Genomic DNA, 22862 nt, shown 5'->3' with positions numbered 1-22862 from the left:
CAGGATAACAACAATGATCGAACACAGCATTCGCGATAACTGGATAGCATCCGTGGCCATTTTTGCCGCCTTTATCACTCTCACATCCATCACCTCATCATCAGAGGCACAGATCATCCCGCCACGCAAACCCTCTTCCACCAGCGAGGTGCACTCTTCCTCCATAACTGAATGCGTCAAGACAGCCACATGGACCGTACCTGGCTCGGGAACCCGCTCATTTTCCGAAATTATTACTGCAGCTGCAAAGCAATCCGTTGTGCTACTCGGTGAAACCCACATCAATCGCGAACACCATCGCTGGCAACTGCAAACACTGGCGGCATTGTACGCCGCACGATCCGATATGATCATCGGCTTCGAAATGTTTCCACGCCGACTGCAGCCCGTGCTGGACCGCTGGGTAGCAGGCAAGCTGACGGAAGCCGAGTTTCTCGTGCAATCCGAGTGGCACACCGTCTGGAACAGCGATGCCAGCCTCTATATGCCATTATTTCATTTTGCGCGCATGAACCGCATCCCGATGCGTACACTCAATATCGACACTCGTCTGCGTAAACTGGTCTCGGAAAAGGGGTTCCATGCCGTTCCCGAACGCGAGCGTGAGGGCGTGACCCGACCTGCGCCACCCCGTGCCGCCTATCTTGATTTTCTCCTGCCCATCTATGCCCAGCATGAACGCCCCGGCAAGAACACCAAAGAAGCCACACGATCAAATCCGGATTTTCTGCGTTTCGTTGTTGGTCAGCAATTGTGGGACCGCGCCATGGCTCAGGCCATTCATGCTGCCTCAGATAACGGCACATCAGGCACGCATCCCCTGGTCGTCGGCATCATGGGCACCGGGCACATTCTGCAAGGCTTTGGTGTGCCGCATCAGCTCAATGATCTGGGTATAACCAGAATTGCTTCATTACTGCCATGGGACACGAATAAATCCTGCAAACAACTGGTTCCCGGCTATGCAGATGCGGTTTTCGGGCTGGATCCATTCATCGCCGAGATGGCTGCTCCATCACACCAGCGACTGGGTATCCGCTTCGAGTTCAGCGAAACCGCGAATGGTGCACAGGTACTGCAGGTTGAACCCAGCAGTATTGCTGAGACCACCGGATTGCTAGACGGTGATGTCATTAGCGAAATCGCCGGGATTTCGATCAGAAAAAGCAGTGATCTTACTGATACCGTCAGACGACAGGCACCTGGGACCTGGCTGCCGTTGAAAGTCAAACGGAATGGCTCGATGATCGAACTGGTAGCCAAATTCCCACCCCTGGAAAAATGAGCAGATCTGACAGATTCGTGATGTTTCACTGGAGATCTGCAGCCTGGCTGTATCTAATTATGCTGATCAGCCTGCCCTTGCAGGCGGCAACCGATATTCATTACGCCATCAAGGTCACAATCGACCCGTCATCCCGCATGCTGAGCGGAAAAAGCCAGATCACACTGCCATCTACCGGAGAATTCGAGCTGGTGCTGAGTCACCGCTTCACGGTTAGTCATCTGCAAGTTAATGGCGCACGGGTAATACGACAGGCGACAGGATCAGGCGGTATTCAATCATGGCGTGTTACGATCGCAACCGCCGGGAAAAAGGAACGGCCTGAGATCACACTACACTGGCAGGGAGAACTGGCTGAGCTCGATCAAAATCTTGATCACGCGCAAACCCTGGGACGCCCTATTCCAGTGAGTGGTCATGCCGGTACATTTCTCCCCAATTCTTCCGCATGGTACCCCGCCATATCCGGTGCACTTGCACGCTATCAGGTTGAACTTGCGCTGCCATTTGGCCAGCGCGGATTGGTAGCTGGAAGACGAGTGCAAGAATCTGAATCCGAAGCTGACGGCTATCATGCCCGTTTTGTCTTTGAGCACCCATCCGATGGCATTGATTTGATGGCAGGGCCTTATCAGATCAGTAAGAGCACAATACGTAGCGCCATCAGTACCAAAGAAATCCAGTTGAACACTTACTTTCACCCTGAAATCAGTAATCTGGCAGGAGATTATCTGGATTCCGTCAAGCAATATATTGCCTTCTATGAGCAGTGGATTGGTGAGTACCCCTTTACCGAATTCAGTGTGGTATCCAGCCCGACACCAACCGGCTTCGGTATGCCAACGCTGACTTATCTCGGTGTCAATGTTCTCAAACTGCCCTTTATTCGCGCAACCTCCCTGGGGCATGAAGTGTTGCATAACTGGTGGGGAAATGGCGTCTATGCCGATTACTCACGTGGCAACTGGTCGGAAGGTCTGACGACTTTCATGGCGGATTACACTTACAAGGCCCAGCAAAGCAGTGAAGCTGCGCGTGAAATGCGTTTGGATTGGCTGCGCGATTTCACTGCTCTTGCCCCCGGTCAGGATCAACCACTGCTTGCCTTCACTTCCCGTACTCATGGTGCTTCCAAGATTGTCGGTTACAACAAGGCGGCTATGTTCTTTCTGATGCTGCGCGACTGGTTGGGAGAAGCCGTCTTTGACCAGGCCATCCGTAAGTTATGGCGTGAGCAGCGCTTTCATATCACGGCGTGGCAGGATATCCAGCGGATCTTTGAACAGGTGGCCAATCGTTCACTTGACGCTTACTTCAGACAGTGGCTAACTCTAACAGGAGCGCCAGAGATCAAAGTTACGCAGGCGATCAGCGATACATCCAGCGATGGCCAACACAGATTGACTGTCGTACTGACGCAATCTGATGACGCCTATCAACTGCGCGTGCCCTTGCTGATACGCGACCAGTTCGGTATTGAAGAAAAGCGGTATGCCGATCTGCAATCCACGCAGCAGGCTTTCGAGTGGATACTACCATCGCTACCAGATGAAATAGTGCTTGATCCGGATTTCCAGTTGTTTCGATTACTCGCTACTGAAGAAGCAGTACCTATATTAAGAGAAGGCATGGTCAATCGATCAGCCAGAACCCTGCTTCTATCTCGGCCAGACTCTGAAAATTTTCGCATTGCCTCTACTCTGATTGGCAATCTGCAAGGACACCAGCCCTTACTGGTCAGCAAGCAAATTGACTTTAATCAGACGCCACTGATAGTGGCAGGTTTAACCCGGCAGGTAAGTGACTGGTTGATGCAGCGCAACTTGCCAGCCATGCCGCAAGCTATTCAGAATGAAAAAGCCACCGCATATGTATGGACAATGCGCTCATCCGATGGAGCAGTCATTACGATCCTGTCGGCACGGGATAATGATTCGCTACGGGCATTGGGTCGCACGCTACCACACTACGGCCGCCAGAGTTATCTGGTATATGATGGTGCAACTGTTATTGAAAAAGGGATCTGGCCAGCACAAACACCAGTCATCAAGGTGCAGGCAAACAGAAATTGATTTTGATCAGGCATTGATTTGCTCTGGTTTGTACAGTGAATAATCGAGCTGGTGTCGATTCAGCAACTTGTAGAATTCGGTGCGGTTACGCTTGGCGAGCTTGGCGGCTTGCGTAACGTTACCGGAAGTTATTTTCAGCAACCTGACCAGATATTCGCGCTCAAACCGCTTACGCGCCTCCTCGAAAGAGGATATCTGAGTTTCGTCCTTATGAATGGCGTCACGCACCAGTTCCTCTGAAATAATGGGGATAGTGCTCATGACCACGCTCTGCTCGATTACATTCATCAGTTGCCGGATATTGCCCGGCCAGGGCGAGGTCAACAAGAAATGGACTGCTTCAGGGGAAAGCCCGTTGATACTTTTCTCGTGCTTCAGTGCAAATACTCGCAAAAAATGGTTGGCCAGTAACGGAATATCCTCCTGGCGCTGCGCAAGTGAAGGAATGGTCAGGCCGACAACAAATAGCCGGTAAAACAGGTCTTCCCGAAAGTTTCCTGCTGCTATTTCTGCTCTGAGATCCTTATGGGTGGCAGATATCACACGCACATCAATGGAAATATCCTCATTGGAACCCACCGGCCGAATCATTCTCTCCTGCAGGGCACGCAGCAACTTTACCTGAAGCAGCAAGGGCATATCACCAATTTCATCCAGAAAAATACTGCCCCCTTCGGCCAACTGGAAAAGACCGGTATGATCTCTGACTGCACCGGTAAATGCCCCTTTGACATGCCCGAATAATTCCGACTCCAGCAGATGTTCCGGAATAGCGGCACAATTGATCGTAACAAAGGGTTGGTCACTGCGGGTGGACCCTTGGTGAATGGCGCGTGCAAACAGCTCCTTGCCCACACCACTTTCGCCGTGCAGCAATACACTCGCATCTTTTTGCGCTACCAGTTCGACTTTAACCAGTAGATCTTCCATGATTGCACTTTGCGTGATAATGCTACTTTTCCACTGATTTTCCTGATCACTCTCGGTGGATAACTGCGTACCGGTCACCACACCCAGAGATAGCGTCATTGCGCGCTCAATCTGACTCAACAGAATTTTAGGATCATAGGGTTTGGTAAGATAGCCAAAAATTCCTCGCTGCACTGCTGCAACAGCATCAGGAATGGTTCCGAAAGCGGTCAGAATGATGACCGGCAGAGTAGGCATCGTTCGGTGTATCTGCTCAAACAATGCCATGCCATCCATTCCCTTCATTTGCATATCGCTGATCACCAGGTGGGGGCGGGTAATATCGAGGTGATTCAAAGCGGTCTCAGCACTGACTGCTGTCGTTATGTGATACCCGGAGGATTTCAATCGCATGGATAGCAGTTCCAGCAGATCAACATCATCATCTACCAGGAGAATTTTTTTAGCGGTGCCCATTATCGGTTGCGTCGGATCCAATTCTACGGATGAGGTTTCTCTCAATATTTTTAATTGCGTTTATCTTTTGTTTTAACAAGCCAATTTCTGCGCGACTGGCATTCAATTGCATAGATAACTGTTGTACTTCTTTTTTTGCTGCAATCTGTTGCCGTAATAGAACATCCAGTATATCGGAAAAGGCCCGTAAATCAGAAGGCAGCGCGTGGCTGCTTTTAATCTGCTGCAACTGGTTAGCCGCCACCCTGGTATCAAAATATTTTGTATCTGCCTGCAGCAGCAGCATCAAGAACATAAACTGTTCAGCAGGCTCGGTACTATTACGATAGTAAGTACTGGCGTAATTATATTCCCAGGCAAACTCAAGAGCAGTTTTATTCCGTAGCCGGGAGACATAATCCATCATGTCCTGCACATGCGCAGGTACTTCCGTGATTTCTGACACGGGTACCGGTGCCTTCACAAACTGCATTTTCGGCTCCATCAGACTGCATCCCGCAATCAGCACAACCAGCAGAAGTCGCATAAGAATATATAAATTTCTGGTAGCTATCGGAACAAGCATATTAAATTGGCAGAGTTAATCGGAAATTCGCACCAGGGCAGCCAGTCTGAATAAGTTCAACGTTACCGCCATGCTCAAGCGCGTACTCCCTGGAAATAGCTAGTCCGAGACCGGTTCCTCTGACGTAATGATGCGGCAGGTTGCGGCCTTGGTAAAATGGCTCAAAGATTTTAATACGATCTGTTTCATGCACGCCGGGGCCTGAATCACAGATATCGATCTGAACCCCAACTTTCAGGCTGGTAACAGAAATTTTTATTTGGCCGCTATCCGGGGTAAATTTCACGGCATTGGATAACAGGTTATCCAGAATAGTATCCAGCTTCTGTTTGTCGCATTCTAGCGACAATTCTGGACAAAGCAAGTAAATTTTAATTTGCTTGCGCACAATAGATAGATCATGCGCCCGAACGGCAGCGATGATAAATTTCCTCACATCAACGGATTGCTTGACAAGCTTGGCCGCATTTCCTTGCAGGGCGCTAAAGCTGAGCAAATCTTCAATCTTCCGCTGCAATTGCAGACTATTGTCATGCAGAATGCTCGCAATACGTGACTGCTGTTGGTTAAGACTGCCGGGAACTCCCTCTACCAGCAGGCCAGATCCCTCCCGGATCGAGGTCAGGGGCGTTTTAAGCTCATGCGAGACGTGCCGGAAAAACTGCATTTTCTGCTCCTCCAATTTAAGCAGTCTAAGCCTCAACCAGTCGAGGCGTTCACCGAGATAAACCAATTTTCCAGGCCCATTTACTCGAACTGGAATTGTCAGCTTTCCTTTGCCCATGAGCGAGATGGCTTGATCAATCTGGCGTATCGGATAGGCAATAATTGTTGAAAACATCAAGGCCAGAAAAATCACCAGCGGGACAAGAATCACCACCTCTGATTCCACCAGTGAACGCGTTTCTGAAGCAATTTGATTAATATGCTCAACACTTTGCCCAATCAACAGAAAATTGTTAGTTGAGAATTGCTGGGAAAGTACTAACAAGTTGGCAAATTGTTCAGGCAGCGCCTGCAAAATTTGTGGTTGTTCGTTGAGTGCCAGAACCTGACCAAAAATACTATTCTCCTGGGATTGTATTTGTCTCAACAATTGAAACTGACTCTGCTCGCTGATCACATCAAACATACGCTTGATAGTAGCGTCGAATTTATTATGCCCCAGCAGATAGCCTTCCAGCAGCGTCGTATCGTCCAATGCCAATGCCTGATTGACACTGCGCTCCATTGCCATGATCTCATCTATCAGAGTACGACTACTGTGGGTAATCTCGGTCGCACGATACACCGCATTGCGACTTATTATCGTTAACTCATCAATACGGGCGGCACTGTAGGCAAGTGCTAATATCAACGGAAGAGCGACAACAGCGAACCCGATCAGCACCAGCCCGAAGAAAGATTTTGGCCTGAATCTGGTTTTCTGTAATTTGTGTGGCGGGAAAGTGCCATTAACAACCTCTTCCCGTTGATCAGATTTCATTTTTTGAGCTGTTGCAGTATCATCCATACCCATCGATATCGTTGATTGTATAAATTAGTAACGCACGATTTATCATCAATTCCCTGAAACGTTATTCAATCAAGAAACAAGCAAAGCGGGCTTATTTGCTATTGTCGAGCCTGCCGCCAAGAGTTACATTTAGAATTTACCGTGTATCGGCCATGAGCGTTTATACTTGGCCATCTTATTACTATGAGCACAAATTAATTAAACAATCACTGTCCGCCATGCTATTGATGATAGATAATTACGATTCGTTTACTTACAACCTCGTGCAATATTTTGGTGAGCTGGGCGAAGAAGTCAAGGTAGTACGCAACGATGAGATCACTCTGGAACAGGTTTCGCAACTGATGCCCGCGTGCGTGGTCATCTCACCCGGACCTTGCACCCCAGACGAGGCCGGCATATCCCTGCAACTGATTCAGCATTATGGTGGCAGCCTGCCTTTGCTTGGTGTTTGCCTGGGGCATCAAAGTATTGGGCAAGCATTTGGTGGTCGTATTATACGAGCCAAACAAGTTATGCACGGTAAAGTATCCCCAATTTTTCACGAAAACTCAGGCGTGTTTCGTGGTTTACCCAATCCATTCATGGCAACCCGATATCATTCCCTGATTATCGAACGCGAAAGTCTGCCGGATTGCCTGGAAATCACGGCCTGGACAGAGACAGGTGAAATCATGGGGATACGCCATCGCACACTGACGATAGAAGGTGTGCAGTTTCATCCCGAATCAGTCCTGAGCGAACACGGTCATCAGCTGCTCAAAAACTTCCTGCAGTTTACTCACACCCATCATCCAACCAAGGCACTGTTAAGCGCGTGACACCCCAAACCATTCTCGAGCAAGTTCTTGAGCATCAGGAAATTGCGCATGACGACATGACCCAGCTAATGCGCGCCATTATGGCAGGAGAAGTCTCTCCAGTCATGACTGCTGCGTTAATTACAGGCTTACGGGTAAAACGTGAAACAGTTGGAGAAATTACTGCGGCGGCAGAAGTCATGCGCGAACTGGCTGTTCCCATCAGGGTAACGGATACCACACACTTAATCGATACCTGCGGTACTGGTGGCGATGGCGCAGGCACATTCAATATCTCAACTGCAACAGCATTCGTTGCGGCAGCGGCGGGGGCGCGGGTTGCCAAGCATGGTGGCCGGTCAGTTTCAAGCAAGGCGGGTAGTGCGGATGTGCTGGAAACCATGGGAATCAATCTCGCGCAAACACCTCAGCAAATAGAACGCTCAATCCATGAAATCGGCATCGGTTTCATGTTTGCCCCCAATTTCCACCATGCGATGAAACATGCCGCTCCCGTGCGGCGTGAACTGGGAATTCGCACCCTTTTTAATCTGCTGGGCCCGCTGACTAATCCCGCCAAGGCAAGCAATCAGTTGCTGGGCGTCTTCCATCCCAAACTGACAAAAGTATTGGCGCACGTCCTGCAGCGCCTCGGAAGCCGGCGCGCCCTGGTCGTGCATGGCAGCGACGGGCTGGACGAGATCACCATATCCGGCCCCACCCACGCAGCTGAGCTACGAGATGGGGAAATTTACGAATATACCCTGCAGCCAGGAGATTTTGGCTTACTCTGCGCGTCTATCGAAACTCTGCAGGTAACCGGCCCGGCTGATGCGGCAGCAAAATTACTGTCCGTGCTGGAAAATCAGCCCGGACCGGCGCGCGATATCGTGCTGCTCAATGCTGGCGCGGCTATTTATATTGCCGGACTTGCCGAATCAATCGCTGCAGGAATCGAATTGGCACGCAAAGCACTTACCAGTGGTGCCGCCAGAGAGAAATGGCAAGCACTGATCAAATTTTCCAATAAAAACTAAATTGCACGCATCATGTCCGTAATTCTTGACCGTATTCTGACGGTAAAAAAGCAGGAAATTATCAACGCCAGTCAACGCAAACCGTTACAGGCAGTTCAACAGGAAATTGCCCTGGCTGCACCGATCAGGAATTTTGTTCAGGCTATTCATGACAAAATCGCGCTACGACAAATAGCAATTATCGCTGAGATCAAGCGCGCAAGCCCAAGTAAGGGATTGCTGCGTGGCACCGCAACTGTACCCACTGCGTCACTACCCAAGACAACAGCCACTTCTCCGGAAGCTACTTTACCCCCTGATTTTGATCCGGACAAGATTGCAGCAAGCTATGCCAGTCATGGCGCAGCTTGCCTGTCAGTACTAACGGATGAGCAATTTTTCAAAGGAAGTGCTGATTTTTTGAAGCAAGCTCGGGCAGCGTGCCTTCTGCCCGTTCTGCGCAAGGATTTTATTCTGGATGAGTACCAGGTCTATGAAGCCCGCGCAATGGGTGCGGATTGTATTCTATTGATTGTTGCGGCATTTCACTCTCCTGTATTTCGCGATGATCCAGCCATCAACCAGAGTAAAAATACGCTCATACACATGCAAAAACTGGAATCCATCGCCCACAATCTGGGTATGGCAGTGCTGGTGGAAGTGCATGACAGGAACGAACTTGATCTGGCATTGCAACTCAAGACCCCTCTCGTAGGAATCAATAACCGCAACCTGCGCACATTTGAAACCAGACTAGACACCACCCTTAAACTGGCACAATTTATTCCGGAAGATCGCATCGTCATAACAGAAAGCGGCATTGTATCGAGAGATGACATCGCAACCATGCAGGCACACAACATTCACACTTTTCTGATTGGTGAAACCTTTATGCGTGCACCCGATCCCGGCATGGCGCTCAGCAATCTATGTGCCGTTGACAATCAACCGTAATATTTTGACTCGCGTGTATTCAACTTTTCTTACGTGCAGTCACCTGAATCTCAATACGCATACGCGGATCGGACAAGCCTGCTGAAATCATCATGGCTGCGGGACGGACCTTACCAAGGTATTCACGTAATACGGGCCAGCATGGTTCAAAATCGGCGACGTTTGGCAATACATAAGTAACCCGAACGATATCCTGCAAGCCAGATCCCGCCTGCTGCAGCGCGGATTCAATATTCTTGAAACACTGCTCAGCCTGCTCGAGCAGATCATCCGATATCGTCATGGCAGAATAATCAAAACCCGTGGTGCCGGATACAAAAACCCAGTCACCCTCTACAACCGCACGGGAATAACCAATCATCTCTTCAAATGCGGACCCTGAACTGATCAATCGCCTTGTCATCATCTCTCCTGTTAATGAATAGTATATGCATGCTAAAACACTTCTTCCACCCACACATTCGATAATTTTACCGCCGCGCGCACCCAGTAACACGCTCTGGAGCAGGAATTGCTCCATTCACCAAGCGCCGGCTGTGCTTGCATTCCTGGAAGGAAGTGACAGAAGCCGTGGTGCAATATTTTTCTTTTGGTGGATACGCTTGCCGTGCCTGTCGGCATATTCAGAATAGCAGCACTATGATTGCCAATGCCCTCAAAGTACTGCATTAAAGTTCTTGAGGTAAACATCAAATTCTAACTGATTTCCAATACCTGCTTCGCCAGTAGATGTTTTCCATATGGGAAATAGTGACGCCTGCGCTGGTGGAAGCATGCAGAAATTTCTTGTCTTCCAGATAAATGCCGACATGACGGGTACGCTTGCCTGTCTTGAAAAAGACAAGATCACCCGCTTTGAGCTCGTGCCTGCCGATTTCATTACCCAGCTGTGCCTGTATGCCGGTTGCTCGTGGCAGATTCAGGCCAAACGCAGACTGATAGACGGTTCTGACCAGCGCCGAACAATCAATCCCAGAACGGCTCTCCCCACCCAATTGGTAAGGCACTCCGCGCCATTGCTGATAATGCGCGTAGAGCCGGTCAAGAATAACTTTTATGTCTGCGTCAGTGTCTTTATTGAGAGAAAACTGTGAAGGATATGATAATACACCGGTGTTACTGGTAAACGTACCACATCCCGTTACGATGCCGATACTCAATAATGCTATGAAGAAGTATCTGAACGCAATATTGCTGGCTTGTCTCATCTATTTTAAATATTTGAACTTTGCCTTTTCATTGTAACGGCTTTTTAGGAACAAGTTTCAGCAGTTTACCGTTTACTTCATCCGTCAGCAGATAAAGTGCTCCATCTGGACCTTGCTCAACATCACGGATACGTGCCATACCCGTGAGCAACGATTCTTCGGCGATAATTTTTTGACCATCGAGAACTAATCTGACTAGCTTCATACCTGCCAGCGCGCCGATGAACAGGTTTCCCTGCCAGGCTGGGAAAAGATCTCCCGTATAAAAAACCATGCCGGAAGGCGCAATGGAAGGCACCCAATGATAAACCGGTTCTTCAAATCCTTGCTCGGCATGCTCATCCTTGATGGGAACCATCCAATAATGCATGCCATAGCTGGCATGTGGCCAGCCATAGTTTTTTCCAGGCTCAGGAATATTAATCTCATCCCCGCCCCGAGGACCATGCTCGTGTATCCATAATTTGCCTGTTTGCGGATGAACCGCTGCACCTTGCATATTACGATGACCATACGACCATATCTCCGGCTTAGCCTGCTGGTTGGCAATAAAGGGATTAGATTCGGGAATACCGCCATTTGGACGAATTCTGACCAGCTTCCCAAGGTGATTGTTAATCTGCTGCGCTTCCTGCATAAAATCCCAACGATCGCCCTGGGTGATGAACAAATTGCCATCTGGTGCGAAAGCCAATCGGGAGCCAAAATGCTGTGCCCCCGGGGTCTTGGGAAGTTGGCGGAAAATAACCTGCGAATCCTTGAGTGTCAATCCATCCAGTCTCGCACGCGCCACTGCCGTACCAGCCAGCTGCCCCTGCGGCTCGGCATAAGAAAGATAAACCAATCGGTTACGCGCAAAGTCTGGATCGACCGCGATATCGAGCAACCCTCCCTGTTTTTTGTTGAGAACGGTCGGCACCCCCATCAAGGGAGCGGAAATTTCCCCCTCAGCTGAAATAATACGCAATTGCCCGACGCGCTCCGTCACCAATAATCGTCCATCCGGCAAAAAAGCCATGCCCCAGGGAAAATTCAGACCAGCAGCAACGGTTTCGATCTCGAAAGTGGATGACAGCGACTGGGAGAATGGTGTTGAAATCGATAGACACCAGAAAAAAATAACCAGCACGACACGTCTACCCAGTGATTTATTCATCACGCTCTCCGGGTAAAGCTAAAATAAAATCTACCTCGCCGAGGTAAGCAATGCCAGCGAAGAATTACTCCACAGATGGATCGGTGACAAAACCAATACGACTGATGCCTGCCTGCGCAGCAGCACTCATTACCTTGGCAACCAGTTCATAATGAGCCTCGCGATCGGCACGGATATGTAATTCGGTATCAGGAGATTCCGTAATCGTTTGCGCAAAGCGTGCAGGTAATCCATCGAGAGTCACCCGTTCACCACCCCAAAAAAAATTACCGTCAGCATGAATAGCAAACTCGATATGTTCTGGCTGCGTCAGATTGGGTGTGCTGGATGCTTTCGGCAGATCCACCTTGACCGAATGCGTCAACAGAGGTGCAGTAATGATAAAAATAATCAGCAAAACCAACATGACGTCCACCAGTGGCACGACATTGATTTCAGACATAGCGCCCTTGCCTTGATAACGGGCTGAATCGCCGAATGCCATCAGTCTTTTGCTCCCATCACTATCCCTACCGCACCAGCCAACGGTATAGCAGGCGATACAAATGAAGCCGGCGTATTTCCCTGTGCCACAGTTTTATCTGATTCCACCCCGACCTTACCACCCATTGTGAAAATAGCGTAAAGATCATGGGCAAAGCTATCGAGCTGTGTCATCCATACACGATTGCGGCGAGTAAAGGCATTGAATGCGAGCACTGCAGGAATAGCCACCGCCAGTCCCAATGCAGTCATGATCAGCGCCTCTCCAACAGGACCAGCCACCTTATCCAGCGTACCCTGCCCGGATATGCCGATTTGAATCAGGGCGTGATAGATCCCCCATACCGTACCAAACAGTCCAATATAAGGAGCCGCAGAGCCAGCAGAAGCAATCACGGTCAGACCATTTTCAATTTTTGCCGCTTCCTGATCAAGAGAATTACGCAGCGCACGGGTAAGCAACTCTCCAGTACCACCCGCAGCGGCCAGTTTCTCAAATCCATGTTTGCGCGAATCACTCGTTACTGCCAGAGCTGTTTTTGCTAATTGCACGAAGGAATGTTCACCTTTTGTCTGTTTTATCTCCGCCTCCAACTGTGAAATCGTATCAATATTCCAGAAGCGTTTCAAAAAATGATTGGCACGGCGCTTGGCCAGATAATTGGAAATACTTTTGGTCACAATCAGATACCAGCTGGCAACCGACAAAGCCAGCAGCAAACCAAGCACAGCCATACCAACATGGTCTATCTGTGCCAGAAAATTGGCAAAGCCCAGTGAATTTTCCATCAATTACTCTCCTTGAATAACAAAATTAAAAGGCTGCAAGGCAACCGTGCGTACAGGCTGTCCATCGCGGGTAGCGGGTCGGCAGCGCCAGGTTTTTACTGTCGCAACCGCAGCACTGTCTAGCCGGGAATAGCCACTACTTTTGACGATTTTTGTTTGCGTGATTTTTCCAGATTCATCCAGTTCCACCTGCAATGTGAGCTTGCCCTCCTCTCCCAGGCGTCTGGATAACGCCGGATACGGTGGACGCGCCATCTCGGGACAGGATACGGATAATTCGGTAGATAACGTAACCGGGCCAGCCGGCATTTGCGCCGGTCTAGCCGCCGCCACGGTTTGTGGTACTGTTTCTGCAGGTGTGAGCGGAGACTCCTCGACAGGCATAACAGGAGCAACAACATCCTGCTGTGTTGTGGCCGGCGCTTTTGCGACCAGCTGGCGCCTGGGCTTCGGCTTTTCCTGCACAACTGGCGGCTGTGGCTTAACCTGCGGTGGTTTGGGTTCCGGCTGCAGATCCACCTTTGGCGCTTCGGGAATATCAGCTTGGACAGGAGGAGAGATAAACTCAGCGTAAAGCGTCACTGCTGACGTCTCCACCACATTGAAACGATGCTGCATCAACCCATAAATTAAGGCCGCATGCACCCCAAGCACAGCAACCAGGCTGAGTAAAGAAGTAATAGTAATAACTGGCTGACGATTTGTTTTGAATATACCCATGACGAGATATTACCGCAAACGATAATGATTATCAATATAGACACTATCTTTTCCGCAATGATAATTTAATTAACCTATTGTGCCAATGTGGCAAATTGTCGCACCCGCAATTCACCTCATATTGTCATGGAGATGATCGCAGTCAATATTCACTCGGCGCGGAGATCGATTACGTGGCCTTGATTGATGTATTCAGACCTAACTAGTGTCTGCCCGAAAACCCCATTTTCACCCTCAATCCACCTGATTCCTGATCACCCTGAGTAAAACATAGCCGAGCGATACCGCCAGCAACACGTCCATTTGTGATTTTTTTATGATTTTTGGGAAATATTTCCGAAAACCCCGAATTTTGCCCAGCAGTCATCGCTGATTGTTCACAATCATGCGTTTTTTCGTCTAAAAAGATTTTAGTTACTAGTTACAAGTTATAGTTACGGTGACAGTTTACCAAATAGACCAAAAAACCATTAACAGTAATAACTTGCCGTGAGCCTAAAGCAAAAAACGCATGCTCAAAAGAAAGGAAAAGGGTTGAGATGGAATATATTTGGTGAACTGTCACCGTAATTCCAACACAAACACCGCAACAAACATCGAACATGTTGGGGTTCATTGCTTTCACCCCAACCTACTCGCTACCCTCTATTGCGCAGGGACATCCGTGATTGATTCGATATCCGGTATCTCGCGTCAATTATCTTGGCCGCTTTGACGACAATTATGATGGCCGGTTGAGTTTATTAGCTACTTCATGATTTTTTCTGGTTTTTCCTCCTATAACTTTCACTGTCGATTTCGATGATGGTTGCGTGATGGATGATCCGGTCGATGGCGGCAACAGTCATCATGGTGTCGGGGAAGATTTGATCCCACTGGCTAAAAGGCTGGTTTGAAGTAATGATGAGACTTCCGCTTTCATAGCGATGGGCAATGAAGTCAAACAATACTTGTGTTTCCGAATCGGTCTTTTTGACATAGCCGATATCATCAACGATCAGTACACGGTATTTATCCAGCCGCGTCATGGCGGACATCAAGTCCAGTTCTTTCCTGGCTTGCTGCAGAAGTTGAACGAGTGCGGTAGCTGATATCCACTTGACGCGGATGCCTTGTTCAATCAAATGCAACCCCAATGCTGCCGCCACATGTGATTTGCCGACACCGGAGGGACCGATCAGCAACACATTGTCTGCCTGGCTTGCCCAGTAGGTATTGTCGCGCAGCGTGATGATTTTTTTCTGAGCGGCTTGAGGCAGTTCGGTCAGAGCCAGAGTGGCAAAGCTTTTGCCGCGCGGTAGTCTGGCTTCATGCGTCCAGTTGCTGATTCTGCTTTGGAAGCGCTGGGCGACTTCCTGTTCGCACAGGGCGGCGAGATATTGGCTGTAGCTCCAGGCGTGTTCTGCGGCTTGATCCTGGAAGTGCCGGTAATGCTGGCCAAAGGCAGGGAGTCTGAGTTCCTTGAGCATCAGTGGGAGCGATTCAGACATGAGCTGCCTCCTTGCGTTGCCCAGTTTCCGCTGAGGAGTTGATCGTAGGTATCCGCAGTGTGTTGTTTAATTGGGATGTCCGGCTGTGGCGCATGCTGCCGCAGAAATCGCTTTTGCAGTGTTTGCAGTTCAGGTAGCGGATGTTGTTGCAACAATTCAGCGGCCAACTGGCTCTCGCAATCATAGTCGTAGGCAAAACGCAGCACTGATACCATCCATTTGCAAGCGAGTCCGGGATCAAATTGTTGTTGTACCCGCGCCCACAGCTGGTGATACTGTGGCGTTGGCAACAGATCATCCCGCAGCCGGGAAAAGCGAAAGGCTTGTGGCTTTGCCGCCAATGCATGAATCACATGACGGTAATCGATGCGCCGGGCGCGTCCTTCCGGCGCTTTCGGATACGCGCGCGGTAAGGTAATGACCGGTGTTTGGCCGACAAAGCATTCCAGACGATCGTGATAGAGATGAACCCGGATGTTCTCGCCAATGAGTCTGGATGGCACACTGTAGAGTCCCCGTTTGACCGCTATGGTGCTACTGGTGGTCACTTTGACGGTCAGTTCACTGAAGTCCATGAAGCGGTAGCGTGGCAGTGGCTGGAGATGCGATTGCTCTTCCGCCAATCGCCCCCTGCAGCGCAGATTGAGCTTATCGACGATCCGTTCAAGAAAACGGCGGTAGGCACCCACACTTTCGAAATCCGCCGATCCCCGCAGTTTGATCGCCTGCTCAATCCGGTGTTTGAGCGAACCATGGGCATTTTCTACGGCGCCATTTTCATGACTGACGCCCAGGTTATTGACCGTAGGCTTCATGCCGTAGTGTTGACACAGCGCCGCATAAGATTGCGTGAGTTCTTGTTTTTGGCTCGCATTGACGTATGCGGCACTCAGGCTGTCGGTGCGATGTTCCCTGGGCACGCCGCCCAGTTTATGCAAGGCGGTCTGCAATCCATCGGCCAATGCACTATAACTTTCCCCGCCCCGGATGATATGAACCGCGCGCCAATGACTATAAGCCAGACAAAACTGATACAGCAGGTGATCAAATGGTTTGCCTGCAATCGTAATTGCCGTGCGCGGCCAGGTAAAATCGGACAACCCCTGGTGCCCGGCAGGCACCGACTGGCAAAACATGACCGCCTTACCGGGACCTTGCGTTGCCCGCCAGTGTTTTACACGGCGCTGCAAGCTTCTGAGCAATTTCTCCGGGTATTGGCCGGGATATCGATCATCCAGGTACTCCCAAAGCGTAGTCCCGGTCAGTTCAGGTTCCCCGTACAGCAATGGAACCAATTCGGTCTCCCAAACCAGCTCAAAAGGATCCTGGCGCGTGCGCCATTGCCGTTGCGACTTCTCCACCCGCACACCCTTCTCAATCCTGCGGCCACTGCGGATACTTACCCCCGCTTTCGCAGCCGCTGTCTCCTGACCATGCCCTATCTGACGATTCTTCATATAAATAGCTTCCTGTTGATGAGTGATATGTTTTCCAGGCAAGTTCTTTCTCCTTATATAGAAAAGAACTCATACTGATACTTTCACTCAACCGGTCAAGATAATTGTCGTCAGACCGGACAGGTTAATTGTCGTCTAATACGTGAGCCTAAAGCGAAAAAACGCATACCCAAAAGAAAGGGAAAAGGGCTGAGATGGCATATATTTAGTGAACTGTCACCGTAATTTAAACCGCATTGGGTAGGTTGGCGGTGAGCTTGCGAACCCCAACACAAACACCGCAACAAACATCGAACATGTTGGGGTTCATTGCTTTCACCCCAACCTACCCGCTACCCGCTGAGATGGAATATATTTGGTAAACTGTCACCGTAATTCGTAATTCGCCAACCGATTAAATTATCGCTTATTAAGTCACGGATTCAGGTTAGTCTCATTTGCTGTTGATACGGCAAAACGCCTGGTTTTTTCCAATTCTGTAACAGTAAGACAAATGTTTATTTGATCAACCACAAAGCCGTTAATATTATCCTGTTTTCCGATTTCCAAAACACGATTGAATCGTTGGTGGTTTATCATGTCATCAAAAGCCATCGGAGAAATCGTACTCAAGCTTCTGTCAGCCCCTTCTTCAATCAAACCATATCCCACCCATAATTCACCATCATCAACATGAGCACTGATATCTACCGGATAGTTCGATATAAATGTCTGTATGACAGGTTGAAGCTCTGTAGTCTCAAAGCCATTTCGTACTGACGCAATAAAAGGGACTGGATAATCTGAACCACTGTTATTTGTCCATTCCAATCCATTAAATAACCATAGCTCGTCGGGTTCGCTTTTGAGCCGAAAACCAACATAAACAAATCCATCCTTAAAATGATGTTCTTCGGAAACAATCAAAAAATGATCCAACATGACACGATTAAATTGGTTGTATTCGGCATATAGCATTGTTTGTGGAAAACACAGCTTTCCGGGAGATGAAAGCTGGATCTTGTTTTCTGAATTTGCTTGAACCAATGTAGAACAAATGATAAAAACAATTGAAAGAAGGGTTCTTAAAAGAAGATTTTTCATAAATTATCTCCTTAATTAGACGCTATTAATCTGGCACACGTACTCGTTGGAAACGAAGCTCGCTTGCTCGCTATATCTTCGATTGTTACCGTGTCGTCCAGGGTAATTAATACCCGAGCAAAACCTTTCGAATGGGCTTCATCAAGAAGACTCTCGTAATCGCTGGCATCATATTGCGCTGCCAGTGACAGAGAAGTTGATACTGCAAATAGAAAAAATACCGAGAAAAGATTCCGTATTATCCTATGCTTGCTTGCTTGCTTGCTTGCTTGCTTGCTTGCTTGCTTGAAAACAGGTTACCCATGTTAGCTCCTTATTTTTGGAGAATGAAATATCGCTCAACCTTGCAGATCAACTCATCCTGCATGTCGGCACCAGTAAGCTAACAGCACCAAACTACGAAGTCAATGCGGCATAATGTCGCAGCTCGGCAGGATGTGCCGACCGCAAGGAGGCGCATCGGTTGTATCATTCAAGCCCCCTTGGGAGTTGCGCGCAATCAGGTTGAAAATGGCGCGGAGGGCGTTGCAAACAAGTATCAGGCTGAAGTGTCGAGATACAATAATATTTACTTCTGTTCTTCCTCCGCTATCTGACTCTGGTCTGCCTTGAAGCTATCAATGATCAGCAAAAAAGCCCCTATAAAAATCGCCGAGTCGGCAACATTGAAAGCTGGCCAGTGATAGCCCGCCACGTGAAAATCGAGAAAATCCACCACATGCCCCAGCATGATCCTGTCCAGCAGATTTCCAATTGCTCCTCCTAGAATCAGGCTAAGCGCGATGGAGAATCGTTGATTGTCGGCATGCCTGGACAACAGGTACACGATCAGGATGGATGCCAGCAGCGCGATGGCGCTGAGAAACCAGCGTTGCCAGCCTGAGGCATCGCTCAAAAAACTGAAAGCGGCGCCGGCATTGTAGGTAAGCACCAAATTAAAAAAATCCGTCACTTTGATGGCATCACCAAAAATCAGAATAGACTCGATCCAGCGTTTGCTTATCCAGTCCAATAGCAGTACCAGGGTTGCCAATGCCAGGCTGTAGCGTAGTTTCATGACTGCTGTTTCCAAAAGAACCTCATCAGGCATGATGCCGGATTTCTCCGGCACCGGAAAGATTGCTGACACAGCGACCGCATAGCGAAGGATGATCAGTATGCGTACCGACATCCTGCCGGTAATGCCAGCACCGTTCACACTTCTGACAGGGGCTCGGTCTGACGATAATCGCTTCTTCATCCATCGTGGCAACCGGATGCAGGATGACCTCAGATGTAATCAGAACAAAGCGAAGATCTTCGCCCAGGGAATCAAGTAGCGCATAATTTTCACCTGCCGCACCTATCTCCACGATAGCAGCGAGTGAGGAACCTATTTCTCCCTGAGCCCGCGCTTCTTCCAGCCGTTTCTGCACCCGCGCGCGCAGTTGGCGTAACTGCTGCCAACGGTGCAGACGCTGCTCAACTGCCGCCGCATTGTCGAACGAAGGCGGAAACTGGTGCCAGGTATGCAGCAGCACGCTGTCGTCCTGATTCCCAACCAACTGCTGCCAGACTTCCTCGGCGGTAAAACTCAGAATGGGGGCAAACAATCTGACCAGACTGTGGGTAATATGATAGAGCGCATTTTGCGCAGCACGGCGTGGCGTACCGCTAGCCGCCGTAGTGTAAAGACGATCCTTGAGTATCTCCAGATAAAACCCGCCCAGATCTTCCGAGCAGAAATTATGCAACCGCGAAACGATTTGATGAAAGTCGTAAACATCATACAGCTGCGCGAGTTCAATCTGAAATTTATGCGTGTAATCAATCATATAATGATCAATTTCCAGCCAGGATGCAACCGGCAACACATCATTGACTGGATGAAAATCTGCTAGATTGGCCAGCAAGAAACGCAAGGTATTGCGGATACGGCGATAGGTTTCAACCGTGCGCTTGAGAATTTCGTCGGAAATGAACAGCTCACCAGAGTAGTCCGTCGAAGCAACCCACAACCGCAGAATATCGGCACCCAGAGTATCCACGATTTTTTGTGGTGCGATGACGTTACCCTTCGATTTACTCATCTTGTAACCCTGGCCATCGACGACAAAACCATGTGTCAATAACGCCCGATAAGGTGCCTGGCCATCAATGGCGCATCCGCTGAGCAGTGAGGACTGGAACCAGCCGCGATGCTGGTCGGAACCTTCCAGATAAAGATCCGCCGGGTAGCTCAGCTGCGGATTGCTTTTCAGGACTGTCGCATGCGATGTGCCGGAATCAAACCAGACATCGAGCGTATCAGTCAGCTTGCGATAGTGTTGCGCATCCTCACCGAGAAAGCTGGCCGCATCCAGACTGAACCAGGCTTCAATTCCTTCCTGCTCAACAAGCTGGGCGATTTTTTCCAGAAATTCATCGCTGCGCGGATGCAGTGCATTAGTGTGCCGATGCACAAAAAATGGTATCGGCACACCCCAGTTACGCTGACGGGAAACGCACCAGTCGGGCCGATTTCTGATCATCGCCTCCAACCGGGCACGCCCCCAGGCAGGATAAAAACGGGTGGATTCCACCGCATCCAGTGCCATCTCACGTAATGGCGTTTGCGTAGATGTTTCGTCCGTTGATCGCATGCCGATGAACCATTGGGGTGTCGCACGGAAGATGATCGGAGTTTTATGGCGCCAGCAATGCGGGTAGCTATGCTCGATGGTTTCACTATGAAGCAGATGACCACTGCCTTGCAATGTCGCGATAATATGATCATTGGCCTTCCACACGAACTGCCCACCGACCAGCGGCGTGCTATCGACAAACTTGCCATCGCCTCCCACTGGGCTTTCGTTCGGCAACCCGTATTGTTGCCCGACAAAGTAGTCGTCCAGCCCATGTGCGGGCGCGGTATGCACCAGCCCGGTACCCGTTTCCAGCGTAACGTGCCGGCCACAGATAACAGGCACCTTACGGGATGCGAAGGGATGCTGCAGCACAAGATGTTCCAGCATCTGTCCTTTGCAGCTGGCAATCAGGTCACCAGCAAGCCCATAGCGGACAAGACAGGCCTGCACCAGTTCAGTGGCGAGAATCAGCCAGCCTGAACCGGTTCTCACCAGGCTGTAGTCGAATTCTGGATGCACGCAAACCGCCTGGTTGGCCGGCAGCGTCCATGGAGTAGTGGTCCAGATGACGGCCTGAACGATGGCATCAACCGGTATCGTAGTTGTAAAAACAGGATCCAGCGGGTGTGTCTTCCCCTCTGCAACAGCAATAACATCAAAGCCGACATCAATAGCAGGAGACGGTTTGTTCTCATATTCCACTTCCGCTTCCGCCAGGGCTGAACCACAATCGATACACCAGTTAACCGGCTTTTGTCCCTGGTAGAGGTGACCGTTGCGCTGAATCCTGCCCAGCGCACGGATAATACCCGCTTCAGTGGCATAATTCATCGTCAGATAAGGGTTTTCCCAGTCACCAAGCACACCAAGACGAACGAAATCCGCTTTCTGGCGTGCCACCTGCTCACGCGCAAATTCCCGGCACAATTTCCTCACCTGGTCAGCAGGCAGGCGCTTGCCGTGTTTTTTCTCAATCTGGTGCTCGATCGGCAAGCCATGACAGTCCCAGCCAGGAACATAAGGCGCATCAAACCCCGCCAGGGTTTGGCTCTTAACGATGATATCCTTGAGAATTTTGTTGACGGCATGACCAATGTGAATATCACCGTTGGCATAAGGCGGGCCATCATGCAGCACGAATTTCGGGCGTCCCTGACAAGCTTCACGAATTTTTCGGTAAAGTTGCTTTTCCTGCCAGATTTTCAGCATCTCCGGCTCGCGCCTCGCCAGATCTCCGCGCATGGGAAACAGGGTATCAGGCAGGTTGAGCGTGTCTTTGTATTGGATAGTCATGAATGAAAAGAATAAGCCTCAAGCGGAATATTGTGCTTTGCCAGAAAAAATTGCCGGGCATCTGCGACATCCCGGGCAATTTGCCGGATAAGGATATCCAGATCGGCATATTTTGCTTCATCGCGCAATTTATGCAAAAAATGCACACATAGCCGATGTCCGTAGATTTCCCTGTCAAAATCGAAAAGGTGCACTTCCAGCACCGGTCTACCCGCTTCATAAATAGTCGGTCGCGTTCCTAGACTGGCCACACCCGGCAGACGTCGATCCGGGTGCAGACTATCCTGGTCGCTTATTTCCACTACAAAAATGCCGCTCAATGGTGGATTATCAGGTTTCAGACGAATGTTGGCCGTTGGAAAACCAATTTTCTTACCCAGTTTGTCTCCGTCGACCACCCGTCCGCTGATACAGTAGTCCCGTCCAAGCATGGTTTTAGCCTGCTGCATATTGCCGCTCGCAAGCGCATTTCGTATGGATGTGCTGGATACGCGCAATCCATTTATGGAAAAACTTGGCATGATTTCGAGTTCGAAGCCATCCGGTCGATCTGCATATTGCTGCAATAACGTGCGGTCACCGCTGCGGTTGGCACCAAAACGGAAATCATCACCAATCAGCAACCAGCGCACATCGAGCTCCTGGCGCAATATCCGCGAGATGAACATGTCAGCTGGAATATTTGCAAACACCCGATTGAAGTGAACGAGCTGCACGCGCGCGATACCCGCCTGTGCCAGCAGTGACAGCTTCTCCCGCATACTGGTCAATCTTACCGGCGCCTGTCCCGGTGCAAGAAATTCTCTCGGATGCGGCTCAAACGTCATGGCGCAGGCAGTTAAATTCAGCCTTTCTGCCGCCTGCTTTACTTGTCCCAACATTGCCTGATGCCCCAGATGCAGGCCATCAAAATTACCGATTGTCAACGCCAGAGGCTGCCTGGCAGAACCGGTAGCCCGCCTGGTAATTAACATAAATGACAA

At 49.7% G+C, this 22862-nt stretch carries 21 protein-coding genes; 5 read left to right on the top strand and 16 right to left on the bottom strand.

The window, feature by feature from the left end; translation table 11 throughout:
* The first annotated feature begins 13 nt into the window (after positions 1 to 13).
* Together IPG31_10015 and IPG31_10010 are read left to right on the top strand one after the other, a co-directional pair.
* Entirely contained in the window at positions 14 to 1285 is a 1272-nt protein-coding gene (locus tag IPG31_10015; GenBank protein MBK6618665.1) for a ChaN family lipoprotein, read from the top strand.
* Positions 1282 to 3357 (top strand): M1 family peptidase, encoded by a 2076-nt coding sequence (locus IPG31_10010; protein MBK6618664.1) that lies wholly within the window; start codon positions 1282 to 1284, stop codon positions 3355 to 3357. Before IPG31_10015 ends, IPG31_10010 begins: the two co-directional genes overlap by 4 nt.
* A 6-nt stretch (positions 3358 to 3363) precedes the next feature.
* Here the strand turns inward: IPG31_10010 and IPG31_10005 are convergent, their stop codons facing one another.
* From IPG31_10005 to IPG31_09995, 3 genes are all read right to left on the bottom strand, one after another.
* Positions 3364 to 4743 (bottom strand): sigma 54-interacting transcriptional regulator, encoded by a 1380-nt coding sequence (locus tag IPG31_10005; protein MBK6618663.1) that lies wholly within the window; start codon positions 4741 to 4743, stop codon positions 3364 to 3366.
* A complete protein-coding gene (locus IPG31_10000; protein MBK6618662.1) occupies positions 4730 to 5215 on the bottom strand; it encodes a hypothetical protein in 486 nt (161 codons plus the stop codon). Before IPG31_10000 ends, IPG31_10005 begins: the two co-directional genes overlap by 14 nt.
* A 94-nt stretch (positions 5216 to 5309) precedes the next feature.
* Positions 5310 to 6794 (bottom strand): HAMP domain-containing histidine kinase, encoded by a 1485-nt coding sequence (locus IPG31_09995; GenBank protein ID MBK6618661.1) that lies wholly within the window; start codon positions 6792 to 6794, stop codon positions 5310 to 5312.
* 248 nt (positions 6795 to 7042) lie between these two features.
* Between IPG31_09995 and IPG31_09990 the strand changes: the two genes are divergently transcribed.
* The 3 genes from IPG31_09990 to trpC are packed head-to-tail and all read left to right on the top strand — an operon-like array spanning position 7043 to position 9594.
* Positions 7043 to 7645: an aminodeoxychorismate/anthranilate synthase component II gene (locus IPG31_09990; protein ID MBK6618660.1), complete on the top strand. Its 603-nt coding sequence runs from the start codon at positions 7043 to 7045 to the stop codon at positions 7643 to 7645.
* A complete protein-coding gene (gene trpD / locus IPG31_09985) occupies positions 7642 to 8661 on the top strand; it encodes an anthranilate phosphoribosyltransferase (protein ID MBK6618659.1) in 1020 nt (339 codons plus the stop codon). The genes IPG31_09990 and trpD overlap by 4 nt, the downstream gene beginning before the upstream one ends.
* A gap of 12 nt (positions 8662 to 8673) precedes the next feature.
* Entirely contained in the window at positions 8674 to 9594 is a 921-nt protein-coding gene (trpC, locus tag IPG31_09980) for an indole-3-glycerol phosphate synthase TrpC (protein ID MBK6618658.1), read from the top strand.
* A 19-nt stretch (positions 9595 to 9613) separates the two neighbouring features.
* Here the strand turns inward: trpC and IPG31_09975 are convergent, their stop codons facing one another.
* The 13 genes from IPG31_09975 to IPG31_09915 form a co-directional block, all read right to left on the bottom strand.
* The gene (locus tag IPG31_09975; protein ID MBK6618657.1) at positions 9614 to 9997 is read right to left on the bottom strand and encodes a RidA family protein; all 384 of its coding nucleotides are present in this window, start codon (positions 9995 to 9997) and stop codon (positions 9614 to 9616) included.
* 32 nt (positions 9998 to 10029) lie between these two features.
* Entirely contained in the window at positions 10030 to 10263 is a 234-nt protein-coding gene (locus tag IPG31_09970; GenBank protein ID MBK6618656.1) for a hypothetical protein, read from the bottom strand.
* A gap of 20 nt (positions 10264 to 10283) precedes the next feature.
* On the bottom strand, positions 10284 to 10802 hold the full coding sequence (locus tag IPG31_09965; protein MBK6618655.1) for a C40 family peptidase: 519 nt from the start codon (positions 10800 to 10802) through the stop codon (positions 10284 to 10286).
* Positions 10803 to 10830: 28 nt separating this feature from the next.
* Entirely contained in the window at positions 10831 to 11958 is a 1128-nt protein-coding gene (locus IPG31_09960) for a PQQ-dependent sugar dehydrogenase (protein ID MBK6618654.1), read from the bottom strand.
* A 64-nt stretch (positions 11959 to 12022) separates the two neighbouring features.
* Complete coding sequence (locus tag IPG31_09955; protein ID MBK6618653.1) at positions 12023 to 12442, bottom strand: biopolymer transporter ExbD; 420 nt, start codon at positions 12440 to 12442, stop codon at positions 12023 to 12025.
* Positions 12442 to 13230 carry a MotA/TolQ/ExbB proton channel family protein gene (locus IPG31_09950; GenBank protein ID MBK6618652.1) on the bottom strand — a complete coding sequence of 263 codons (789 nt, stop codon included), beginning with the start codon at positions 13228 to 13230 and terminating at the stop codon, positions 12442 to 12444. Before IPG31_09950 ends, IPG31_09955 begins: the two co-directional genes overlap by 1 nt.
* A 3-nt stretch (positions 13231 to 13233) precedes the next feature.
* Positions 13234 to 13950 (bottom strand): energy transducer TonB, encoded by a 717-nt coding sequence (locus IPG31_09945; GenBank protein MBK6618651.1) that lies wholly within the window; start codon positions 13948 to 13950, stop codon positions 13234 to 13236.
* A 752-nt stretch (positions 13951 to 14702) separates the two neighbouring features.
* Positions 14703 to 15440 (bottom strand): ATP-binding protein, encoded by a 738-nt coding sequence (locus tag IPG31_09940; GenBank protein MBK6618650.1) that lies wholly within the window; start codon positions 15438 to 15440, stop codon positions 14703 to 14705.
* Positions 15419 to 16897: an IS21 family transposase gene (locus IPG31_09935; GenBank protein ID MBK6618649.1), complete on the bottom strand. Its 1479-nt coding sequence runs from the start codon at positions 16895 to 16897 to the stop codon at positions 15419 to 15421. Before IPG31_09935 ends, IPG31_09940 begins: the two co-directional genes overlap by 22 nt.
* A 414-nt stretch (positions 16898 to 17311) precedes the next feature.
* Positions 17312 to 17980 (bottom strand): hypothetical protein, encoded by a 669-nt coding sequence (locus IPG31_09930; protein ID MBK6618648.1) that lies wholly within the window; start codon positions 17978 to 17980, stop codon positions 17312 to 17314.
* Positions 17981 to 18548: 568 nt separating this feature from the next.
* On the bottom strand, positions 18549 to 19037 hold the full coding sequence (locus tag IPG31_09925; GenBank protein ID MBK6618647.1) for a lipoprotein signal peptidase: 489 nt from the start codon (positions 19035 to 19037) through the stop codon (positions 18549 to 18551).
* A 25-nt stretch (positions 19038 to 19062) separates the two neighbouring features.
* Entirely contained in the window at positions 19063 to 21879 is a 2817-nt protein-coding gene (gene ileS / locus IPG31_09920) for an isoleucine--tRNA ligase (GenBank protein ID MBK6618646.1), read from the bottom strand.
* The gene (locus IPG31_09915; protein MBK6618645.1) at positions 21876 to 22853 is read right to left on the bottom strand and encodes a bifunctional riboflavin kinase/FAD synthetase; all 978 of its coding nucleotides are present in this window, start codon (positions 22851 to 22853) and stop codon (positions 21876 to 21878) included. Before IPG31_09915 ends, ileS begins: the two co-directional genes overlap by 4 nt.
* Between the last annotated feature and the right edge of the window lie 9 nt (positions 22854 to 22862).

Source organism: Nitrosomonas sp. (assembly GCA_016703745.1).
Taxonomy (GTDB): Bacteria; Pseudomonadota; Gammaproteobacteria; order Burkholderiales; family Nitrosomonadaceae; genus Nitrosomonas.
This window is presented reverse-complemented; position numbering and strand designations above follow the sequence as displayed.